This is a genomic window from Streptomyces sp. NPDC030995 (assembly GCF_055571215.1).
In genome coordinates this window covers 510,047-530,547 of the sequence record NZ_JBVIFS010000002.1, presented here as the reverse complement: position 1 = coordinate 530,547, position 20,501 = coordinate 510,047, and the positions used below count along the sequence as shown (strand labels likewise).

21 protein-coding genes are annotated in these 20,501 nt (G+C 72.6%); 14 read left to right on the top strand and 7 right to left on the bottom strand.

Annotated features, from left to right (window positions below):
* Positions 1 to 37 precede the first annotated feature (37 nt).
* Entirely contained in the window at positions 38 to 823 is a 786-nt protein-coding gene (locus tag ACZ45T_RS06015; protein ID WP_468437913.1) for a potassium channel family protein, read from the top strand.
* Here ACZ45T_RS06015 and ACZ45T_RS06010 read toward each other — a convergent pair.
* Complete coding sequence (locus tag ACZ45T_RS06010; protein ID WP_468437911.1) at positions 804 to 1,244, bottom strand: peptidase inhibitor family I36 protein; 441 nt, start codon at positions 1,242 to 1,244, stop codon at positions 804 to 806. The two genes, ACZ45T_RS06015 and ACZ45T_RS06010, sit on opposite strands and share 20 nt — an antisense overlap.
* 384 nt (positions 1,245 to 1,628) lie before the next feature.
* Here ACZ45T_RS06010 and ACZ45T_RS06005 point away from each other — a divergent pair, with 384 nt between their 5' ends.
* The 3 genes from ACZ45T_RS06005 to ACZ45T_RS05995 all read left to right on the top strand — a co-directional run bounded on the left by ACZ45T_RS06005 (position 1,629) and on the right by ACZ45T_RS05995 (position 4,572).
* Positions 1,629 to 2,318 (top strand): TetR/AcrR family transcriptional regulator, encoded by a 690-nt coding sequence (locus tag ACZ45T_RS06005; protein WP_468437909.1) that lies wholly within the window; start codon positions 1,629 to 1,631, stop codon positions 2,316 to 2,318.
* Positions 2,319 to 2,418: 100 nt separating this feature from the next.
* Positions 2,419 to 3,654: an alpha/beta hydrolase gene (locus ACZ45T_RS06000; RefSeq protein WP_468437907.1), complete on the top strand. Its 1,236-nt coding sequence runs from the start codon at positions 2,419 to 2,421 to the stop codon at positions 3,652 to 3,654.
* Between the two features lie 75 nt (positions 3,655 to 3,729).
* Positions 3,730 to 4,572, top strand: coding sequence for a DUF4429 domain-containing protein (locus tag ACZ45T_RS05995; protein ID WP_468437905.1), 843 nt, complete (start codon positions 3,730 to 3,732; stop codon positions 4,570 to 4,572).
* Between the two features lie 166 nt (positions 4,573 to 4,738).
* Here ACZ45T_RS05995 and ACZ45T_RS05990 read toward each other — a convergent pair whose 3' ends face one another.
* Complete coding sequence (locus tag ACZ45T_RS05990; protein ID WP_468437903.1) at positions 4,739 to 5,758, bottom strand: aldo/keto reductase; 1,020 nt, start codon at positions 5,756 to 5,758, stop codon at positions 4,739 to 4,741.
* On the bottom strand, positions 5,755 to 6,138 hold the full coding sequence (locus tag ACZ45T_RS05985; RefSeq protein ID WP_468437901.1) for a MerR family transcriptional regulator: 384 nt from the start codon (positions 6,136 to 6,138) through the stop codon (positions 5,755 to 5,757). The genes ACZ45T_RS05990 and ACZ45T_RS05985 overlap by 4 nt, the downstream gene beginning before the upstream one ends.
* A 69-nt stretch (positions 6,139 to 6,207) precedes the next feature.
* Between ACZ45T_RS05985 and ACZ45T_RS05980 the strand changes: the two genes are divergently transcribed.
* Positions 6,208 to 7,026, top strand: a complete 819-nt coding sequence (locus ACZ45T_RS05980; protein WP_468438025.1) for a serine hydrolase domain-containing protein — start codon at positions 6,208 to 6,210, stop codon at positions 7,024 to 7,026.
* Positions 7,027 to 7,060: 34 nt separating this feature from the next.
* On the opposite strand, the gene ACZ45T_RS05975 is transcribed toward ACZ45T_RS05980, so the two are convergent.
* Positions 7,061 to 7,717 (bottom strand): pirin family protein, encoded by a 657-nt coding sequence (locus ACZ45T_RS05975; RefSeq protein ID WP_468437898.1) that lies wholly within the window; start codon positions 7,715 to 7,717, stop codon positions 7,061 to 7,063.
* An 81-nt stretch (positions 7,718 to 7,798) separates the two neighbouring features.
* Here ACZ45T_RS05975 and ACZ45T_RS05970 point away from each other — a divergent pair, with 81 nt between their 5' ends.
* From ACZ45T_RS05970 to fabF, 5 genes are all read left to right on the top strand, one after another.
* Positions 7,799 to 9,016, top strand: coding sequence for a PucR family transcriptional regulator (locus tag ACZ45T_RS05970; protein ID WP_468437896.1), 1,218 nt, complete (start codon positions 7,799 to 7,801; stop codon positions 9,014 to 9,016).
* A gap of 89 nt (positions 9,017 to 9,105) precedes the next feature.
* Positions 9,106 to 10,044 carry an ACP S-malonyltransferase gene (locus ACZ45T_RS05965; RefSeq protein ID WP_468437894.1) on the top strand — a complete coding sequence of 313 codons (939 nt, stop codon included), beginning with the start codon at positions 9,106 to 9,108 and terminating at the stop codon, positions 10,042 to 10,044.
* A gap of 19 nt (positions 10,045 to 10,063) precedes the next feature.
* Positions 10,064 to 11,068 (top strand): beta-ketoacyl-ACP synthase 3, encoded by a 1,005-nt coding sequence (locus ACZ45T_RS05960; protein WP_468437892.1) that lies wholly within the window; start codon positions 10,064 to 10,066, stop codon positions 11,066 to 11,068.
* Positions 11,069 to 11,124: 56 nt separating this feature from the next.
* A complete protein-coding gene (locus ACZ45T_RS05955) occupies positions 11,125 to 11,373 on the top strand; it encodes an acyl carrier protein (protein ID WP_360899160.1) in 249 nt (82 codons plus the stop codon).
* A gap of 78 nt (positions 11,374 to 11,451) precedes the next feature.
* Positions 11,452 to 12,717 carry a beta-ketoacyl-ACP synthase II gene (fabF, locus tag ACZ45T_RS05950; RefSeq protein ID WP_468437890.1) on the top strand — a complete coding sequence of 422 codons (1,266 nt, stop codon included), beginning with the start codon at positions 11,452 to 11,454 and terminating at the stop codon, positions 12,715 to 12,717.
* A gap of 66 nt (positions 12,718 to 12,783) precedes the next feature.
* On the opposite strand, the gene ACZ45T_RS05945 is transcribed toward fabF, so the two are convergent.
* Positions 12,784 to 13,278 carry a DUF3145 domain-containing protein gene (locus tag ACZ45T_RS05945; protein WP_030160508.1) on the bottom strand — a complete coding sequence of 165 codons (495 nt, stop codon included), beginning with the start codon at positions 13,276 to 13,278 and terminating at the stop codon, positions 12,784 to 12,786.
* Between the two features lie 249 nt (positions 13,279 to 13,527).
* Here ACZ45T_RS05945 and ACZ45T_RS05940 point away from each other — a divergent pair, with 249 nt between their 5' ends.
* Positions 13,528 to 14,424 carry an SGNH/GDSL hydrolase family protein gene (locus ACZ45T_RS05940; RefSeq protein WP_468437887.1) on the top strand — a complete coding sequence of 299 codons (897 nt, stop codon included), beginning with the start codon at positions 13,528 to 13,530 and terminating at the stop codon, positions 14,422 to 14,424.
* Positions 14,425 to 14,521: 97 nt separating this feature from the next.
* Here the strand turns inward: ACZ45T_RS05940 and ACZ45T_RS05935 are convergent, their stop codons facing one another.
* On the bottom strand, positions 14,522 to 16,984 hold the full coding sequence (locus tag ACZ45T_RS05935) for a beta-glucosidase (RefSeq protein WP_468437885.1): 2,463 nt from the start codon (positions 16,982 to 16,984) through the stop codon (positions 14,522 to 14,524).
* Positions 16,985 to 17,144: 160 nt separating this feature from the next.
* On the opposite strand from ACZ45T_RS05935, the gene ACZ45T_RS05930 reads away from it, so the two are divergent.
* Positions 17,145 to 17,726 carry a TetR/AcrR family transcriptional regulator gene (locus ACZ45T_RS05930; RefSeq protein WP_468438023.1) on the top strand — a complete coding sequence of 194 codons (582 nt, stop codon included), beginning with the start codon at positions 17,145 to 17,147 and terminating at the stop codon, positions 17,724 to 17,726.
* A gap of 78 nt (positions 17,727 to 17,804) precedes the next feature.
* Positions 17,805 to 18,689 carry an endonuclease/exonuclease/phosphatase family protein gene (locus tag ACZ45T_RS05925; protein ID WP_468437883.1) on the top strand — a complete coding sequence of 295 codons (885 nt, stop codon included), beginning with the start codon at positions 17,805 to 17,807 and terminating at the stop codon, positions 18,687 to 18,689.
* A gap of 30 nt (positions 18,690 to 18,719) precedes the next feature.
* On the opposite strand, the gene ACZ45T_RS05920 is transcribed toward ACZ45T_RS05925, so the two are convergent.
* On the bottom strand, positions 18,720 to 19,538 hold the full coding sequence (locus ACZ45T_RS05920) for an NAD(P)-dependent oxidoreductase (protein ID WP_468437881.1): 819 nt from the start codon (positions 19,536 to 19,538) through the stop codon (positions 18,720 to 18,722).
* A 49-nt stretch (positions 19,539 to 19,587) separates the two neighbouring features.
* Between ACZ45T_RS05920 and ACZ45T_RS05915 the strand changes: the two genes are divergently transcribed.
* Positions 19,588 to 20,496 carry a LysR family transcriptional regulator gene (locus tag ACZ45T_RS05915; protein WP_468437879.1) on the top strand — a complete coding sequence of 303 codons (909 nt, stop codon included), beginning with the start codon at positions 19,588 to 19,590 and terminating at the stop codon, positions 20,494 to 20,496.
* The last annotated feature ends 5 nt before the right edge of the window (positions 20,497 to 20,501 follow it).

Here is a 20,501-nt window from a genome sequence, read left to right as displayed (position 1 = left end):
GTCCCAGCGCCCCTTACGCGTTCTTTACGATGCGGGCATGAAGGAACCATCCCGCCAGCTGCTGTGGGAGCGGCGGAGCCAGACCCCGCTGCTCCTCCTCGCCATGGCCTTCGCCGTGGCGTACGCCGTGCCGATCGTCCTGCCCGACGCGAGCGCCGACGTGCACCGGGCGTGCACCCACGTGGAGTGGGTGGTGTGGGGGGCCTTCGCCCTCGACTACCTCGTACGGCTCGGCCTCTCGGCGGACCGCAGGCACTTCGTACGGACGCACTGGCTGGACCTGGCCGCCGTGGTGCTGCCGCTCGTGCAGCCGCTGCGGCTGCTGCGGCTGGTCGCCACGTTGATGCTGGTGGGCCGGCGGGCCCGGATGGCTCCGCAGATCCAGCTGACGACCTACGTGGCCGGGGCCGTCGTGGGTCTGCTGATGTTCGGCTCGCTGGCGGTGCTGAGCGTGGAGCGCGACGCCCCCGACGGGAACATCAAGAACCTGGGCGACGCCGTGTGGTGGTCCTTCACCACCATGACGACGGTCGGATACGGGGACCACTCCCCCACCACCGGCCTCGGCCGGGTGCTCGCCGTCGGCCTGATGCTGTCCGGGATCGCCCTGCTCGGTGTGGTGACCGCCAACATCGCCGCCTGGTTCATCGCCCGTTTCGAGCGCGACGACCAGGTGGAACGGCTTCAGCTGGCGGCCATCCAGGAACTCCAGGCAGAGGTACGGGCGCTGCGCGGCGAGGTCGCCCGGCTGGGCGGCGTGGCGGCCGAGGCCCCGGCCACCACGCCCCCCACGCCGCGGGAGGCTAGCTCTCCCACACCTTGAACGCCCGCACCTGGTAGGGCGACTGGGGCAGCCAGACCCCGTCGCCCGGGTAGGTCTGGAACTCGCCCGTCTCCGCGCAGACGTCCGACTGGTAGGTGGTCACCGGGCGCCCGGTGCGGTTGGTGAGCGACTGGGCGGTGGTCCCGGCCGGCAGCGCGGTGCAGCTGTTGACGTCCAGGGTGCTCAGCTCGTGGGTCTGCCGGGCGCCCTTGAAGTCCGGTTTCGCCCACAGGCACAGCTGCCCGGTCGCACAGGCCCCGAGGGCCGGCGGGCCCGCCGCGTGGGCCGTGGTGGCCGTACTCGGGATGAGGGCGGTCAGGGCGAGGACGGTCGCGGCGAGGACGGTGCTCACGCGGGTGGTGCTCAGGCGGGTGGCGCTCACGCGGGTGGTGCTCACGCGGGTGGTGTTACACGTACGCATGACGGGTCAACTCCTTGTGGACGGCGGGCGCCCGGACCGTTTCCGGGGCTCCGCCGACACCACGCTGACCTGCGGCGACGGGCGGGCGGAAGAGGCCCGGGAGGGGTCCACCCGGATAGGCGAGGTCCCGGCGCCGACCCTCCGGCAGGGCTGTCGTACGCACGGAGTTGACGCTTCCGCAGTCCCTCGGACCGGGCCCGCACCGGCCCCCGTACGAGGTGCGTGGGCCGGACGGGGGAACCCCGAACGTGTCATGCGCGAGCGGACGTGCGAACCCTCCGAAGGCGGCGGCCGGCTCTTCGCAAACGGCTTAACGGGACGGTCGCCGCGGCGCCGCGCACCGGTACTCTGACCGCCCACTCGGCGTCAGAGAGGAGCCCCCCGGTGAGGACCGACGAGCGGTCGGCGCCGCCCGCGCCGGTGGCCGGACTGCGCGAACGCAAGAAGCGGCGCACCCGGAGCGCGCTGCTGCGCGCGGCACTCCTGCTCTTCATCTCCCAGGGGTACGACCACACCACCGTCGACGAGATCACCGACGCCGTGGACGTGTCCCAGCGCACCTTCTTCCGCTACTTCGCCAACAAGGAGGAGGTCGCCTTCGCCGTCCAGGACCTGGTCGAGTCGCACTTCCTCGCCGAACTGCACGCCCGGCCGGCCGCCGAGTGCCCCCTCGAAGCCATGCGCGGCGCCGCGCTCGCCGCCTGGGACGGCGTCGAGGAGGCCATCTCCGAGGTGGTCCCCGTCGACCTCTACATGCGCAGCTACCGGCTGATCGAGTCCACCCCGGCCCTGCTCGCCTTGCACCTGCGCCGCTCCACCGAACTGGAGGAGCGGATCTCCCGGCTGATCGCCGCCCGCGAGGGACTGGACGTGGACGCCGATCCGCGGCCGCGGGTGGCCGTCGCCGCGTTCTGCGGGGTGATGCGGCTCACCGGGCGGCTCTGGGGGCAGGGCGAGGACACCAGCGTGGCCGCGATCCGGCGGATGACCGAGGCGTACCTCGACCGGATCGGCCCTGCGCTGGCCGCGCAATGGCGCCCGCCGGCCGACGCCGACCGGGTGCGCGCGGGCTGACCCGGGGGCCCCGCGCCGCGCCTCACACCGTCCCACGGTCGGGCGTGAGGCGCGTCACCCGGCGCGCTCGGCAGGGAAGGCGTCTCATACGCTGGTCACAGTGAACGTGCCCGGCCTTGCCCACCCCACCGCTTTCGGCGCCGACCCGCGCCCTGCCACCCTGCGCACCCTGCTCGCGCTGGCGGTGGTCTTCATCCTGCTGGCGACCACCGGCTGGACGGCCGTGCACCGCCCCGAGGGGGGCACCCCGCTGCGGGCCACCGCGCTCGCCGCCTGGGCCAAGGCCCGGATCGACGGCCGCCCCGTGCCGCCCGCGGACGCCCCCGTACGGACGGTGGCCCGCTTCTTCGCCGGGCTCGACGGCGCCCAGCGCGCCCGGCTCGCCGAGGGCTACCCCCTCGTCGTCGGCAACCTCGACGGGGTCCCCGTAGCCACCCGCTACCAGGCCAACCTGCACGGTCTGGAGCAGGCCGGCCGGGTCGAGGAGGCCCGCAGCGGGGACGTGGCCCTGACCCCGGCCGACCGCGCCATGGCCACCCGCCGTTCCCACCGCTTCGCCTCGCTCGCCACCCCCGGCCGGCAGATCCTCGCCTTCGACCCCACCGGCGGCGGCCGCGTGGCCGAGGTCTTCGGCGACCTCGACCGGGCCCGCCGGGTCTCGGTGATCGTCCCCGGTGTCGACACCGACGCGATCACCTTCGAGCGCACCCAGCGCCGCCTGACCTCCCCCGTCGGGATGGCCGAGTCCCTGTACGCGGCCGAGCGCGCGGCCGAGCCGGACAGGCGTACGGCGGTCATCGCGTGGGCCGGCTACACCGCGCCCACCGGGGTCGGCATGGACGCGGCCACCGGCCGCATGGCCGTCGACGGCGCGGTCCGGCTGAAGTCGCTGACGGTGGCCCTGCCCGGGGACGCGGACGTGGCGCTGTTCTGCCACAGCTACGGATCGGTGGTGTGCGGGGTCGCCGCGCACGAGCTGCCCGACCGGGTGACGGACGTGGTGGTGGCGGGCAGCCCGGGCATGCGGGCGGAAAACGTCGACGGGCTGCGCACCTCGGCGCGGGTCTGGGCCACGCGGGACGAGGGCGACTGGATCGCGGACGTACCGCACCTGGAGGTCGGCGGAGTGGGCCACGGCGCCGATCCGGTGGACCCGGACTTCGGCGCGCGGCTGCTGTCCTCGGCGAGGGCCAAGAGCCACACCGGCTATTTCGCGCCAGAGACGGACTCGCTGGAGAACTTCGCCAGGATCGGAACCGGTGCGTTCGCTTCCGTTGTCTGTGCGACCGGCGACGACGCGTGTCGCGGTGGAATTTCCGGGGCGGACCAGGACTGACGCGCGTAGAGGCGCGAAAAACGGGCTCCGCAGCGAGGGGGACGCGCGGGGGCGGCGCCCTTTACGATGTGGCGCATGGGTGACGTACTGGCCGGAAACCATGCCGTCTGGGAGTTCGACTCGGACTCGGTGCTCATCCGCTTCGCACGGGGGATAAGAACGCCGAGGCTGCCAAGGCTCTTTCACGCGCTGGGCGCACGCCGGATCCCCCTGGAAGCGGTGTCGGGGGTGACCGTGACCGCCGGGAAGCGGGACACGGTGGTGCTCCGTGTCCTTCCCCGGGCGGGCGCGGATCCGCTGATGGAGGCCGCCGCCGGGCAGCTGAAGGAGAACTGCGACCCGTACCGGCTGGTGCTGCCGGGCGAGCGGGCGCCGCACGCCGAGGCGTTCGCCGACGCCCTGCGCTCCCGGCTCGGGCCGGATGCCGCCGAGCCGGCGACGCGCTTCCTGGTCGGCGTGCCACAGCCGCCGGTCCAGCTGAAGGCGTACGACGCCCGGGTGGAGTTCGACGGCTCGGCCGTCACCTTCCGGTGGTCCCGTACGGGCGCCACCAGCACCAAATGGAAGGCGTGCGACCAGCGTTACCCCCTCTCCGCCCTCACCGGCGTGGAGTGGCGCTCCCCCGCGGGCCCGGGCGGCCACCTGCGGCTGCTGCTGCGGGACGCGAGCGGGGACCCGCGCCCGGACCACGACCTCGCGGCGGCCGTCTTCGGCGTGGGGTACGGGGCGGTGCACGAGTCGCTGCCGTTCGCCGCGGCCGTGCTCGCCGCCGTGCGCGCCCGCGCGTCGGTTGCCGCGGTTCCCCGTGCCCGCTCGGGCGACGACCGGCTGCGGCACCTGAGCGAGCTTCACAGCGCGGGCCTGCTGACCGACACCGAGTACGCGGCGCTGCGGGACCGCTTCGCCGCGGAGGCGTAGCCGCTGCGCGGAGCCGGTCCCCGCCCCGCCCTTTCACCGTTTCCCCGGGGCTCCGCCCCGGACCCCGGTCCTCAAACGCCGGACGGGCTGGACTTCCAGCCTCGCCGGCGTTTGAGGCGCGGGGACTGGGGCGGAGCCCCAGCAGCGGCGCCGCACATGGAAACGTTCAGGCCTCCCGGGCCGCCGAGGTGGAGCTCATGTCCGGGTAGCGGTCTCCCGTGACCTGAGCGGCGATCGGGTCCAGCAGGGCCAGCTGCGCCGGTGTCAGGGTGATCCGGGTGGCCGCGGTGTTCTCGCGCAGGCGGCCCGGCTTGCGGGTGCCCGGGATCGGGACCACCGTCAGGCCGTGCACCTGGGCCCGCTGCTGCACCCAGGCCAGGGCGACCTGCGCCGGGCTCGCCCCCAGCTCCTGCGCGATCTCCCGCACCGGGGCCAGCAGCGCCCCGTTCGCCTTCGCGTTGTCGCCGGTGAACCGCGGCTGGTGGCGCCGGAAGTCTCCCTCCGAGAGGTCCGCGGAGGCGTCCGCGAAGGCCCCCGTCAAGAAGCCCCGGCCGAGCGGGGAGTACGGCACGAAGGCCACGCCCAGCTCGGCCGCCGCGCCCACCGCGCTGCGCTCCACGTCCCGGCTGAACAGCGACCACTCCGACTGGAGCGCCGCGATCGGGTGCACGGCGTGCGCCTCGCGCAGCTCCGCGCCGGTGACCTCGCTGAGCCCGAGGTGGCGCACCTTCCCCTCCCGCACCAGCTCCGCCATGGCGCCGACCGACTCGGCGAGCGGCACGGCCGGGTCGCGCCGGTGCATGTAGTACAGGTCGATGACGTCCACGCCGAGCCGGCGCAGGCTGTCCTCGACGGCCTGGCGGAGGTACCCGCGGTCGTTGCGGACGCCCCGGTAGACGGGGTCGTCGGTGCGCTCTATGGCGAACTTCGTCGCCAGGGTGATCTCGTCCCGGTGCGCGGCCACGAACGGGGCGAGGAACTCCTCGTTGCGCCCCCGCCCGTAGACGTCCGCGGTGTCGAAGAGGGTGACCCCGGCGGCCAGCGCCGCGTCCAGGGTCTCCCGGGCGGCCGCCTCGTCGGTGTCGCCGTAGAACTCGCTCATGCCCATGCAGCCGAGGCCCTGGACGCCGACCAGCGGGCCGCCCTTGCCGAGTTCGGCCTGTTCGAGCTTCTTGGGTTCCGTCATGACCGTGCCTTCCCCGAGTAGATGCCGATCTTGTAGTCCAGAACGGCGAGTGCGTCGCCCAGCTCCGCGATCCTGGCCCGCACATCGCGTCGCGTCCGCTCCAGCAGCTCGCGGCGCTCCTCGACGGTGTGCTCGCCCTCGCGGACCAGTTCGGCGTACCGGACCATGTCCGCCACCGACATCCCGGTGGCGCGCAGCTTGCCCACGAAGGCCAGCCACTCCAGGTCCTTGTCGGTGAACCGCCGCTGTCCCGAGTGCGAGCGGTCCACGTGCGGCATCAGGCCGATCCGCTCGTACCAGCGCAGGGTGTGCTGGGTCAGACCGGTCCGGGCCTCGACCTCGCTGATCGTGTACCGCGTCTGCGTCAGGCTCTGGCTCATGGCCCCACGCTAAAACCCTGGAGTGCACTCCAAGCAAGTAGGCTCGGCGGCATGGAGAGCGCTCAGACCCTGGAAAGCCTGCGGATCATCGAGACCTGGCCGGTGGGCACGGCCGCGGCGGCCGTCGTACGCGCCGACGGGAGCCTGGCCGGTTCCCACGGGCCCGTCGACCACCGCTTCGCCCTGGCCTCGGTCACCAAGCCGCTCACCGCGTACGCCGCCCTCGTCGCGTACGAGGAAGGGGCCATCGAGCTGGACGAGCCGGCCGGGCCCGAGGGGTCGACGGTCCGTCACCTGCTCGCGCACACCAGTGGCCTGGCCTTCGACGAGCACCGTGTGACGGCCCCGCCCGGGGAGCGCCGGCTGTACTCGAACGCCGGTTTCGAGGTGCTCGGCGACCACATCTCCAAGGCCACCGGAATCCCCTTCGCGGAGTACCTGCACCAGGCGCTCTTCGAGCCGCTGGGCATGGCCTCGACCACCCTGGAGGGCTCGCCCGCCAAGGACGGCGTCTCCACCGTCTCCGACCTCCTGCGCTTCGCCGCCGAACTCCAGGCGCCCCGGCTGCTGGACGTGCGCACGGTCGCGGAGGCCACCTCCGTCGTCCACCCCGGGCTCAAGGGCGTCCTGCCGGGTTACGGGCACCAGTCCCCCAACGACTGGGGGCTCGGCCTGGAGATCCGCGACGGCAAGTCCCCGCACTGGACGGGCACCACGTCCTCGCCCCGCACCTTCGGGCACTTCGGCCAGGCCGGCACCTTCCTGTGGGTGGACCCGGACGCGCGCGCCGCGTGCGTGGTGTTGACGGACCGCACCTTCGGCCCGTGGGCGGCCCAGGCCTGGACCCCGTTCACCGACGCGGTCCTGGCCGAGCTGCGCTCGCGCTGAGCCCTGCCCGTGACGGCCCTGTCCCTGACAGGACCTAGGCGGGCAGCTCCCAGATCAGCAGCTCCCCGGGGGATCCGGCGGTGATCTCCAGGTCCCGCTCGGCGGTGATCCGTACCGAGTCCCCGGGGCCCAGTTCGGCCCCGTCCAGCCGCAGGTCCCCGCGTACCACGTGCAGGTACACCCGCTCCGCCGCCGGTACGGCGACCCGCTCGCCCGCGCCGGGCCGCCGGACGTGCAGGACGGCGCCGGCCGCCGGGACCTCGTAGGGCGTGCCGTCGGCGATGCCCGTGACCACCTCGTACGAGGGCTCGCCGCCCGCGGTGAGCGGCGCGAGCCACATCTGCACGAACCGCAGCGGCACCTCGCCGTCGTTGCGTTCCACGTGCCGCGCCCCGGATCCGGCGCTGAGCCGCTGGACGTCCCCGGGCCGGACCAGGCCCTTCTCGCCGGTGCTGTCCTGGTGGGTGAGCTCGCCCTCGACCACCCAGGTCACGATCTCGGTGTGGCTGTGCGGGTGCTCGTCGAAGCCGGCGCCCGCGGCGAGCAACTCCTCGTTGCAGGCCAGGACGGGACCGAAGCGCAGATTGTCCGGGTCGTAGAAGGACCCGAAGGAGAAGGCGTGCCGGGTGGTGATCCCGGCGGGCAGGTCCCCGCCCTCGTACCGGTCGGCGGCTCGGCGTACATCAATCATGGGGGTCACCGTAGCCGCCGGCCGTGAAACGGGAACGGGACCGGACTCCGCACAGCCTTCCCGATAAGGCAGTCTTGTCCCGTGCCCCAACCCGAACGTGAGCATTCGCCCGCCACCCACGCCGCGCATCCCGCTCCGGCCCATCCGCACGCCGCGACGCTGCGCCGACTGGAGAAGTCCTCCGGCCGGCTCGCGGCCAACGCGATCGCGCGGATGGACGAGACCCTGCCGTGGTACCGGGCGATGCCCCCGGAGAACCGGTCCTGGATCGGCCTGGTCGCCCAGGCCGGCATCGCCGCGTTCACGGAGTGGTTCCGGCACCCGGAGACCCCGCAGGCGATCTCCACCGACGTCTTCGGGACGGCTCCGCGCGAGCTGACCCGGGCTATCACCCTGCGCCAGACCGTCGAGATGGTCCGCACCACGATCGAGGTCATGGAGACCGCGATCGAGGAGGTGGCGGCCCCGGGCGACGAGCAGATCCTGCGCGAGGCGCTGCTCGTGTACGCCCGGGAGATCGCCTTCGCGACCGCCCAGGTGTACGCGCAGGCCGCCGAGGCGCGCGGGGCGTGGGACGCCAGGCTGGAGTCGCTGGTCGTCAATGCGGTGCTGTCCGGTGAGGCCGACGAGGGCGCGCTGTCCCGGGCGGCGGCGCTGGGCTGGAACTCCCCGGAGCACGTGTGCGTGGTGCTCGGCACCGCGCCGGAGGGGGACAGCGAGCTGACGGTGGAGGCGATCCGCCGGGCGGCCCGCCACCACAAGCTCCAGGTCCTCACCGGTGTACTGGGGGACCGTCTGGTCGTCATCGCGGGCGGCAGCGACAATCCGATGCAGGTCGCCAAGTCCCTGATCGGGCCCTTCGCGGCCGGTCCGGTGGTGGCCGGCCCGGTGGTGTCCGACCTGCTCAACGCGACGAAGTCGGCGCAGGCCGCGGCCGCCGGACTGAAGGCCTGCACGGCCTGGCAGGATGCTCCGCGACCGGTCCTGGCGGACGATCTCCTGCCGGAACGGGCCATCGCCTCGGATCCCGCAGCCAGGGAACAACTGGTGGAGGAGATCTACAGACCGCTGGAAGAGGCGGGGTCGGCGCTGCTGGAGACCCTGAGCGTCTATCTGGAGCAGGCGAGCAGCCTCGAAGGGGCCGCACGGATGCTTTTCGTGCACCCCAACACGGTGCGCTACCGGCTGCGACGTGTGACCGACGTCACGGGATGGTCTCCTTCTGATGTCCGCTCGGCGTTCACGCTGCGGATCGCCCTGATCCTGGGGCGTCTGGCCGACGGAGATGCTCAGTCCTAGACTTTTGTCGGACATCAACAATTACCCCGACGGTTCTTCGTCCCTGTCCCCACGGGCGGCAGGGACCATCCACAAGAGAGAGTGTGAGGGTGCTCGTACTCGTCGCTCCCGGCCAAGGCGCTCAGACGCCCGGCTTCTTGACTCCCTGGCTCGACCTGCCCGGTGCCGCTGACCGCGTCGCCGCGTGGTCGGACGCCATCGAGCTGGACCTTGCCCACTACGGCACGACCGCCGACGCCGACCAGATCCGTGACACGGCGGTGGCCCAGCCGCTGCTGGTCGCCGCAGGTCTGCTCTCCGCTTCGGCACTGACCACTTCCCTTGAGACCGCGTCCGGCTCCACGGCCTTCGGCGCCGTCGCCGGCCACAGCGTCGGCGAGATCACCGCCGCCGCCATCGCCGGCGTCCTGTCCGAGGCCGACGCGCTGTCGTTCGTCCGGACCCGCGGTCTGGGCATGGCCGAGGCCGCCGCCGTCACCGAGACCGGCATGGCCGCGGTCCTCGGCGGTGACCAGGACGTGGTCGTCGCACACCTGGAGAAGCTGGGTCTGACCCCGGCCAACATCAACGGCGCGGGCCAGATCGTGGCCGCCGGCACCATGGAGCAGATCGCTGCCCTGGAGGCCGAGAAGCCCGAAGGCTCCATGAAGGTCGTCGCCCTCAAGGTCGCGGGTGCCTTCCACACGCACCACATGGCCCCCGCGGTCGCCACGCTGGAGAAGGCCGCCGAGGCCCTCTCCCCGGCCGACCCGGCGCTGAAGTACGTCTCGAACAAGGACGGCCTCGTCGTCGCCACGGGTGCCGACGTCGTCGCCCGCCTGGTCGGCCAGGTCGCGAACCCGGTCCGCTGGGACCTGTGCATGGAGACGTTCGCCGAGCTGGGCGTCACGGGGATCATCGAGCTGTGCCCCGGTGGCACCCTGACGGGTCTGGCCAAGCGCGCGCTGAAGGGCGTACCGAGCGTGGCCCTGAAGACCCCGGACGATCTCGACAAGGCCGCGGCGCTCGTCGCCGAACTGACGGCCTGAGAGAAGGAGCCCACACAGCATGTCCAAGATCAAGCCGGCCAAGGGCTCCCCGTACGCCCGCATCCTCGGCGTCGGTGGCTACCGCCCGACCCGTGTGGTGCCCAACGAGGTCATCCTCGAGACCATCGACTCGTCCGACGAGTGGATCCGCTCCCGCTCCGGCATCGCGACCCGGCACTGGGCCTCGCCCGAGGAGACCGTCGCCGCGATGTCGGTGGAGGCCTCGGGCAAGGCGCTGGCCGATTCCGGTGTCTCCCCGGAGCAGATCGGTGCCGTGATCGTCTCGACGGTCTCGCACTTCAAGCAGACCCCCGCCGTCGCGACCGAGATCGCGCACCGGATCGGCGCGGTCAAGCCCGCCGCCTTCGACATCTCCGCCGGCTGCGCCGGTTTCGGCTACGGCCTGACCCTGGCCAAGGGCATGGTGGTGGAAGGCTCGGCGGAGTACGTCCTGGTCATCGGCGTGGAGCGGCTCTCGGACCTGACCGACCTGGAGGACCGCGCGACGGCCTTCCTGTTCGGTGACGGCGCCGGCGCCGTGGTCGTCGGCCCCTCGGACGAGCCGGCCATCGGCCCCACGGTGTGGGGTTCGGAGGGCGACAAGTCCGACACCATCAAGCAGACCGTGCCGTGGGACGAGTACCTCGGCAAGGACGGCGGCGAGAAGTTTCCGGCCATCACGCAGGAGGGTCAGGCGGTCTTCCGCTGGGCCGTCTTCGAGATGGCCAAGGTGGCCCAGCAGGCGCTCGACGCCGCCGGAATCACCGCGGACGACCTGGACGTCTTCATTCCGCACCAGGCAAACATGCGGATCATCGACTCGATGGTGAAGACTCTCAAGCTGCCGGAGCACGTCACGGTCGCCCGTGACGTGGAGACCACCGGCAACACCTCGGCCGCCTCGATCCCGCTCGCTATGGAGCGGCTCCTGGCGACCGGAGCAGCGAAGAGCGGCGACACCGCGCTCGTCATCGGCTTCGGGGCGGGACTCGTCTACGCCGCGACGGTCGTTACCCTCCCCTAGGGCCGGGATCCACATCCCGGTCTGATTTACCCAGTTACCCACAGAAGGAGCGCCACATGGCCGCCACGCAGGAAGAGATCGTCGCCGGTCTCGCCGAGATCGTCAACGAGATCGCCGGCATCCCCGTCGAGGACGTCGAGATCGACAAGTCCTTCACGGACGACCTGGACGTCGACTCCCTGTCCATGGTCGAGGTCGTCGTCGCCGCCGAAGAGCGCTTCGACGTCAAGATCCCGGACGAGGACGTCAAGAACCTCAAGACGGTCGGCGACGCCGCGAGCTACATCCTGAAGCACCAGGCCTGAGCCTGACGAGCGTTTGTCGCCACCTGGCGGTGGCGCCGTGACAATTCAGCACCCTTGAGACGTGGAGAAAGAATTCCTGTGAGCCCGACCAATCGCACCGTGGTCGTCACCGGTATCGGCGCAACCACTCCGCTGGGTGGCGACAGCGCTTCGACCTGGGAAGGTCTGCTGGCCGGCCGTTCCGGCGTAAAGCCCCTGGAGGGCGAGCGCTTCGCCGAACTCCCGGTCCGGATCGCCGCCCGGGTCGCCGTGGACCCGAGCGAGGTTCTGCCCCGCCCGCTGACCCGCAAGCTGGACCGCTCGGCCCAGTTCGCCCTCATCGCCGCCCGTGAGGCGTGGGCCGATGCCGGCTACACCGCCCCGGCCGGCGAGGACGAGTCCATCGTCCCCGAGCGCCTGGGCACCGTGATCGCCTCCGGTATCGGCGGCGTCACCACCCTGCTCGACCAGTACGACGTACTGAAGGAAAAGGGTGTGCGCCGGGTCTCCCCGCACACCGTCCCCATGCTCATGCCGAACGGCCCGTCGGCCAACGTCGGCCTCGAGGTCAACGCCCGCGCGGGCGTGCACACTCCGGTCAGCGCCTGCGCCTCCGGCGCCGAGGCCATCGGCTACGCCGTCGAGATGATCCGTACCGGCCGCGCCGACGTGGTCGTCGCGGGCGGCACCGAGGCGGCGATCCACCCGCTGCCGATCGCCGCGTTCGCCAACATGATGGCGATGTCCAAGAACAACGAGAACCCCGAGCAGGCCTCGCGCCCGTACGACAAGGCCCGTGACGGCTTCGTACTGGGCGAGGGCGCGGGCGTCGTCGTCCTGGAGTCCGCCGAGCACGCCGCCGCGCGCGGTGCCCGGGTCTACTGCGAGGTGCTGGGCCAGGGTCTGTCCGCGGACAGCCACCACATCGCGCAGCCGGAGCCGACGGGCCGCGGTGTCGCGGCCGCGGTGCAGAACCTGCTCGACAACACGGGTCTCGACCCGGCCGAGCTGGTCCACGTGAACGCGCACGCCACGTCGACCCCGCAGGGTGACACGGCCGAGCTGAAGGCCCTGCGCAAGGTGCTGGGCGACGACCTCGACCACATCGCGATCTCCGCGACCAAGTCGATGACCGGTCACCTGCTGGGTGGCGCGGGTGGTATCGAGACCGTCGCGACCGTGCTGGCGCTCTACCACCGGCTGGCCCCGCCGACGATCAACCTCGACGACCTCGACGAGGACATCGACGCGGACATCGTCCGTGGCGAGCCCCGCAAGCTGCCGGCCGACGGCCCGATCTCCGCGATCAACAACTCCTTCGGCTTCGGCGGCCACAACGTGACCCTGGCGTTCCGAAGCGTCTGAGTTCCGTACGCACGAAGGGCCCCGCACGGCGACTGCCGTGCGGGGCCCTTCGTGTTGGGCCGAAGCTCAAACCACCTGGTGGAGCCAGCGGACCGGGGCGCCCTCGCCCGCGTAGCGGAAGGGCTCCAGTTCGTCGTCCCAGGGCTTGCCGAGCAGCTTGGCGATCTCCGCCTCCAGGTCGGTCTCGCCGCGCGCAGAGCGGGCGAGGGCGGCGCGCAGCCGGTCCTCCGGGATCAGGATGTCGCCGTGCATGCCGGTGACGGCGTGGAAGATGCCGAGCTCCGGGGTGGAGCTGTAGCGCTCGCCCTCGGCGGTCGGACAGGGCTCCGCGGTCACCTCGAAGCGCAACAGGTGCCAGCCACGCAGTGCGGAGGCGAGTTTCGATGCGGTGCCCGCTTCGGCCTGCCAGGAGAACTCGGCTCTCCAGGTGCCCGGGGAGGCGGGCTGTCTGATCCAGTCGAGGTTCACCCGCACCCCGAGCACGCCCGCAACAGCCCATTCCACATGCGGGCAGAGCGCGCGCGGTGCGGAATGCACGTACAGAACTCCACGTGTCGTCACCGGGACCTCCAGTGTGGGACGAGGTCGGGAATAAACTCCAGAAAACGGACAGTATGTGACGTGATGTAATGTAACGGAAATTATTTGACATTGCGCTACGGGACCTGCGGCCGAAACGCCACGGGAAAAAGCTACCGTGCGCCAGGGGTCATGGTGTGACGTACGGTCGCTCCAAGGCCCGTAAACACAGAGCTTTCACTCAGCAGGACCCCCCGAACGATGTGGGGGCGACAAGGAGGCGTCCTTCCGATGCGCACCACCGCTCCGCGCACCCGCGCGCGCCGGACTCTCGCGGGCGCGGGTACGGCGGTCGTGCTGCTGGCCGCGGCGGTCACCGGGTGCAGCTCGGGCGGGTCGCAGGACAGGGGCGAACGCGGGGCCCAGGCGGCGCCGCGCTGGAACACCGCGCCGGCCTCGATCGCGGCGGTGGGCGACTCCATCACACGTGGTTTCGACGCCTGTTCGGTGCTGGCCGACTGCCCGGAAGTCTCCTGGGCCACCGGCAACGACCCCGCGGTCCGCTCCCTCGCCGCGCGGCTCCTCGGGGACACCGAGGCGCCCGCCCGCAGCTGGAACTACGCGGTGACCGGCTCTCGGATGGCGGACCTGCCGGGGCAGCTGGCCGGGGCCGCCGCGCACAAGCCCGACCTGGTCACGGTCATGGTGGGCTCGAACGACGCCTGCCGGCCCACGGCTTCGTCGATGACTCCGGTCGCGGAATTCCGGGCGGGATTCGAGAAGGCCCTCAAGGATCTGCGGGCCGCGTCCCCCGCCTCCCAGGTGTACGTCTCCAGCGTTCCGGACCTCCAACGGCTGTGGGAGCAGGGCAAGGACAGCCCGATGGTCCGGCAGATCTGGAAGCTGGGCATCTGTCAGTCGATGCTCGCCGATCCGCTGTCGGCGGCCTCGGGGGCGACCGCCCGGCGCGAGCAGGTGCGGGCGCGGGTGGTCGAGTACAACGAGGTGCTGCGCGAGGTCTGCGCGAAGGACGAGCTGTGCCGTTACGACGGCGGCGCGGTGTTCCAGTACCCCTTCGCGGCGGATCAGTTGAGCCGCTGGGACTGGTTCCATCCGGGCAAGGACGGGCAGGCACGGCTGGCGGAACTGGCGCACCGCCAGGTGACGGCGGCCGAACCGCCGCGTTGACGCCGGCGTGCACGGAAGGTCCGGGGGCGAGTGTCAGGGCCCGCCCCCGGACCGGCTTTCAGGGGTGATTTCCGGCCATTGCGGTGGTTACGGTGTGTTACGCGATCTCGAGCGCGGCCGTGAGGCGCGTGTCACCGTGCGAGTGGCTCGCGCGGACCTCGTAGGTGCCGCCGATCCGCCGCCAGCCGCGGGCCTGCTCGTCCCAGATCTCGAAGGCCCGGGCGGGCAGGGCGATCTCGGCCTCGACGCTCTCGCCGGGGCCCGCCTCGACGCCCGCGAAGGCGGCCAGCCAGCTCGCCGGGCGCTCGACACCGTCGGAGGCGGAGACGGGCGCCAGGTAGACCTGGACGACCTCGCGGCCGGGCCGGGAGCCGGTGTTGGTCACGCGGACCCGGACCTTGTCGGCGGTGACCTCCAGGGACTCGTAGGCCCAGTCGGTGTAGCCGAGTCCGTGCCCGAAGGGGAAGGCCGGGACGACGGCGTGCTTCTCGTAGGCCCGGTAGCCGATGAAGAGCCCCTCGCGGTACTCCAGTCGCCCCTCGGTGGGGACGACCTCGGTGACGGGCGCGTCGGCGAACCGCGCGGGCCAGGTCGTGGGCAGCCGCCCGCCCGGCTCCGCGTCCCCGAGGAGTACGTCGGCCAGCGCGGCCCCTCCCTCCTGCCCGGGGAACCAGGTCAGCAGCACGGCGGCGACCTCCTCGCGCCACGGGAGTTCCACCGGGGAGCCGGCATTGACGACGACCACGGTGTTCGGGTTGGCGGCGGCCACGGCGCGCACGAGCTCGTCCTGGCGGCCCGGCAGGGTGAGGTCGCGCCGGTCGAAGCCCTCGGACTCCACGCGCTCGGTGGTGGCGACGACCACGACGGCGGTGTCCGCGGCCCGGGCGGCCGCCACGGCCTCGGCGATCAGCTCGTCGGCGTCGCGCTGCGGGCCGAGGTGGAGCAGCGAGAACATGACGGCCTTGAGCGGCAGCGCGGACACGTCGGGGACCTGGTAGGTCAGCGACACCGCCACGGGCTCCCCGGCGGTGAGGTCGATGCGGGCGCGCTCGCTGGGGGCGCCGAAGAAGGCCTCGAAGGGGTCGGCCTCGTTGCCCATCTCCTGGACGCCCTCCCAGAGGGTCCGCCCGCCGACGGCGAGGGCGAAGGCGCCGAGCCCCCGGGTGCCGAAGGCGTGTTCGCCGCTCTCGCGCGGCACGAACGTACCGGAGACCTCGATGCTCGCCATGGTCTCGTACGTGGCGCCCGCGGGCAGGTCGTCGCCGATCCACTGGACCTGGCCGGACGGCAGGCTGCCTTCGCCGAGGACGGCGCCGGAGGCGTCGCGGCAGACGGCGCGGAGCTCGAAGCCCTTGTCGGCGGGGGTGAGTTCGTCGGAGGGGTCGGCGCCGACGGAGAAGGTGAGCGTGCCGTCCGGAAGGGCCGCGGTGAGGCCGTCGAGCGGGGAGACGATCCGCTCGGGGAAGACGGTGGCGGAGCCGCCGCCGAGGACGCGGGCGTCACGGGCCGCGGCGCCGATGAGGGCGACGGTGCGGCCGTCGGCGGCGTCCAGCGGCAGGGCGGCGCTTCTCTTGGGCACGGCCTCGTTGCGGACGAGGACGAAGCCGCGGGCGGCGAGCTCGCGGGCCAGGGCCTGGCCGTCGACCTGCGCCGGGAGCGCGTCGACCACGGCGGGGGCGCCCTCCAGGATGCCGACGCGGGCGGCGAGGCGCAGGACGTTGCGCACGGCCGCGTCGACGGCGGCTTCGGGGACCTCCCCGGCGCGGACGGCCTCGGCGAGAGCGGGGCCGTAGACGGTGGTGGGGCCGGGCATGGCCACGTCGAGGCCGCCCTGGATGTCGCCGGTGGTGGAGCGGGCGGCCATCCAGTCGGACACGTTGTAGCCGTCGAAGCCCCATTCGCCGCGCAGGACCTCGTTCACCAGGTACTGGTGCTCGGTCATGGTCGTGCCGTTGACCTGGTTGTAGGCGGTCATGATGCCCCAGGGGTGGGCATTGGCGACGATGGCCTCGAAGGGCGCCAGGTACAGCTCGCGCAGCGGGCGCGGGGCGATGACGGAGTCCACGGTGAAGCGTTCCGTCTCGGCGTCGTTGCCGACGAAGTGCTTGACGGTGGTGCCGACCCCGCCGTCCTGGACGCCGTTCACGTAGCCCGTGCCGATGGCGCCGGTGAGGTACGGGTCCTCGGAGTAGCACTCGAAGTGCCGGCCGCCGAGCGGGGAGCGGTGCAGGTTGACGGTGGGCGCGAGGAGGACGTGGACGCCCTTGCGGCGGGCCTCCTGGGCGAGGAGCCGGCCGGCCCGGCGGGCGAGGGCGGGATCCCAGGCGGCGGCGAGCGCGGTCGGGGAGGGCAGGGCAATGGACGGGTCGTCGGCGGTCCAGCGCACGCCGCGGACCCCGATGGGGCCGTCGGACATGACCAGGGACTCCAGCCCGATCTCGGGGACGGCGGGCAGGGACCACATGTCCTGGCCGGCCAGCAGCCGGGCCTTGGTGTCGAGATCCAGCTTGCCCAGCGCCGCCTCGACGGCGTTCTCGCGGGCCTGATCGGCATCGGTCACGGCCGTGCCTCCTCGTTGGGTGCGGGTGCGGGTGCGGTGGGGTGCGGTGCCCCCATCGTGGACCCGTTACCTGTTAAGCGGTAGGGTTCGTAATCTCTTCGTGACATATGAATGGCGTACGGTCCTGCTGGCAGCTGTGAACGGAAGGGGCGCCGGGGCGATGGTCAGGGCGAGGAGCGAGGAACGCCGCGGGGAGATCGTCCGCGCGGCCCTGGAAGTGATCGCGGAGCGCGGCTACCGGGGCGCGTCCCTCGGGGCGGTCGCCGAACGCGTGGGCCTGACCCAGCAGGGCCTGCTGCACTACTTCCCGACCAAGGAGGCCCTGCTGGTCGCGGTGCTGGAGGAGCGCGACCGCTGGGACACGGGCGGCGGCTCGCGCGCCTCGGCCGATTCCTGGCGCCTGGACCTGCTGGCCTCCCTGGTGGAGTACAACGCCATGCGCCCGGGCATCGTGCAGACCTTCTCGGCGCTGCTCGGCGAGAGCGTCACCGAGGGGCACCCCGCGCGGGAGTTCTTCACCGAGCGCTACGCCCAGGTCCGCGGCGAGATGGCGGCGGTGCTGCGCGCCGAGTTCGGCGAACGCCTGCCCTCCGGCCTCACTCCGGAGCAGGCGGCCCCGCTGCTGACCGCCGTCATGGACGGCCTGCAGTACCAGTGGCTGCTCGCCCCCGAATCGGTGGACATGCCCGCCGCGTTCCGCTCCTTCCTGACCCTGCTGCGAGGCCCCGGGACCCCCGGCTGAGCCGGGCCGACCCGCCGGATACCTTGATCGTCGACAAGGTCCGACCAAAGGGGTGGCTAGCTCGTGGGAACGTCCGGATTGCTGAAGAGAACCGCGGGGGTGCTGATCGCGCTCCTGCTCGCCGCCGGCCTGGGAACGCCGTCGGCCGTGGCCGCCGAAACGAAGAACCTCCAGGTCATGTCCTGGAACATGTGCGGCTCGCAGCGCTCCACCTGGCACTGCGAGGGCACCGGCACTCCGCAGCAGAAGATCGACGTGGTCAAGTACCACGTCCAGAACAACTACGTCCACGTCGCACTGCTCCAGGAGGTGTGCGAGGACGACCTCACCGCGCTGATGAGCCAGTTGGGGCCGGGCTGGAACAAGAGCTTCGCCGCGTACCAGTGGTCGCAGGGAGCCGCCGGGAAGTGGAACAGCCGCTGCGGTGAGGACGACGGGCGGGCCGACCGCATCGGAACCGCGATCGTGATCAAGGGCCAGATGGCGGACGCCCAGGAGTACCCGCTGACGCAGCCGTACGTCGGCCAGCAGCGCCCCTTCCAGTGCGCGACGGCGGTGTACTGGGACGTCCGGCTCTGCAACGTCCACGCCTCGCCGCTGGGCAGCAACCCGGACCACCCGACCTGGGACTACCGGGACGAGCAGTTCGCGGAGATCAAGGCCATCGTGAACACGTTCCCCAAGACGGTCTTCGGCGGGGACTTCAACTCGCTCTCCCCGGACGCCCCGAACAACTCGGCCGCCTGGGTGTGGCCCGCGGGCCTCTACTCGACCGGCCCCGGCACCGAGGGCTACCAGGAGTGCGACCAGACGGGCGCCTCCCGCACCGGCCGGGCCACGCACTCCTCCGGCGCGAAGATCGACTACCTGTTCGGCAGTGAGCCCCGGCGCTGGTGCTCGGTGGCCGACTCGGCCTTCTCCGACCACCACGTCATGCTGGAGTCCCTGGCCGTCACCGCCTGACGGTCAGACGGCGGCGCCGCCGTCCGGCCGTCAGGCGGCGGCGCCACCGTCCGGCCGGATGCGGGAGAGGTCCAGGTCCGCGAGCTCCGGCCGCGCGGTGAGCGTGGCGTGCACCGCCTCCAGGATCGGTAGCGGGGCGCACCGCGTGGCCAGGGCCACGTCCTTCGCAGCCAGGGCCACCGGGAAGTGGGACGCGTCGGCGTACGTACGGGCTACCGCGCCCGCCAGCGGTCCGCGGGCCAGTTCGGCGCGGACCAGCTCCTGCGGCAGGCCCAGCTCCCGGCCCAGTCTCAGCGCCTCGGCCACCAGGCCGACCCCGCCGACCACCGCGTTGATCAGCACCAGCTTGAGCGCGGCGCCCGCGCCCGCCGGTCCGCACTCGGTGACCTCACCGAGCGCCTCCAGCACCTCGCGGACCGGGCCGGGCAGCGGGTCGCCGCCCGCCAGCACCCACAACTGCCCCGTGGCCGCCCGGTCCACGCTGCCCATCACGGGCGCGTCGGTCAGCGTCACCCCCGCCGGCAGCCGCCCCGCCAGCTCCCGCACCGCCTCCGGACCCACCGTCGAGGTGTCGATCCAGTGGACGCCGGGCCGCAGGGCCGGCAGCACGCTTTCGGCGACGGCCCGCAGGGCTTCGGGGCCGGCCAGCATCGTGATGACGAGGTCCGCCTCGCGGACCGCCCCGGCGGGCGTGGCCGCGACCGCCGCACCCGCCTCCACCAGCGCTTCCGCCTTGCCCGGCGACCGGTTCCACACCGTCACGTCATGTCCCCCGGCCAGCAGATGACGGGCCATCGGGGTTCCCATGTGACCGAGGCCGAGGAAGGCGATCTTCTGTGCTGTGTCCATGTCCCCGACGCTAGATGCGGCCCCGGCATGCGACAAGCGAATGTCTAGCATGGCTGCCATGCCCACTCCGCACGGCTTGTACGAGGTCTTCCTGCACGTGGCCCGCCTGGCCTCCTTCACGGCCGCCGCACGGTCCCTCGGCTACACCCAGTCCGCGGTCTCCCGGCAGATCCAGACCTTGGAGGACGAGTGGGGCACCGCGCTCTTCGACCGCCTCCCGCGCGGGGTCCGCCTGACCGAGGCCGGACGGATCCTGCTCCCGCACGCCGAGGCCGTCGGCGAGCGGCTGCGCACCGCCCGCGCCGAACTCGACGCGCTGCGCACCCTCGGCGCCGGGCGGCTGCGGATCGGCGCCTTCTCCACCGCCGACGCCGCGCTGCTGCCGCGCGCGCTGGCCGCCTTCCGGACCCGCCACCCCGCCGTCACCGTCACCCGCGCCGAGGGCCCCTCCGCCAAGCACCTGGCCCTCCTCGCCGCCGGGGAGCTCGACCTCGCCGTCGTCGCCGACACCTCCGGGCAGCCGCCTCGGGACTGCACCGCGCACCACCTGCTCGACGAGCGGATGTACGTGGCCCTCCCGCGCGGCCACCGGCTCGCCGGGCGCGCCGACGTACGGCTGGCCGAACTGGCCGACGAGGAGTGGATCGCGGCCGGCACCCGGCCCGAGGAGACCCTCATGCACTCCGCGCTGGCCGGAGGCTTCCGCCCGCGTACGGGTTTCGTCGCCGCCGACTGGATCGCCAAGCAGGGCTTCGTCGCGGCCGGGCTCGGCGTCACCCTGATCCCGGCGCTCGCCGCCTCCTCGGCCCGGGCCGATCTCGCGCTCGTCCCCCTGCACCCGGACGACACCCCGCGCCGCCAGGTCTACGCCGCCACCCCGCGCGGGATCGCCCCCTCCCCCGCCGCCCTGGCCTTCCTGACCCTGTTGAAGGAGGTCGCCGGCCGGCTGGCATCCTGAGCCGG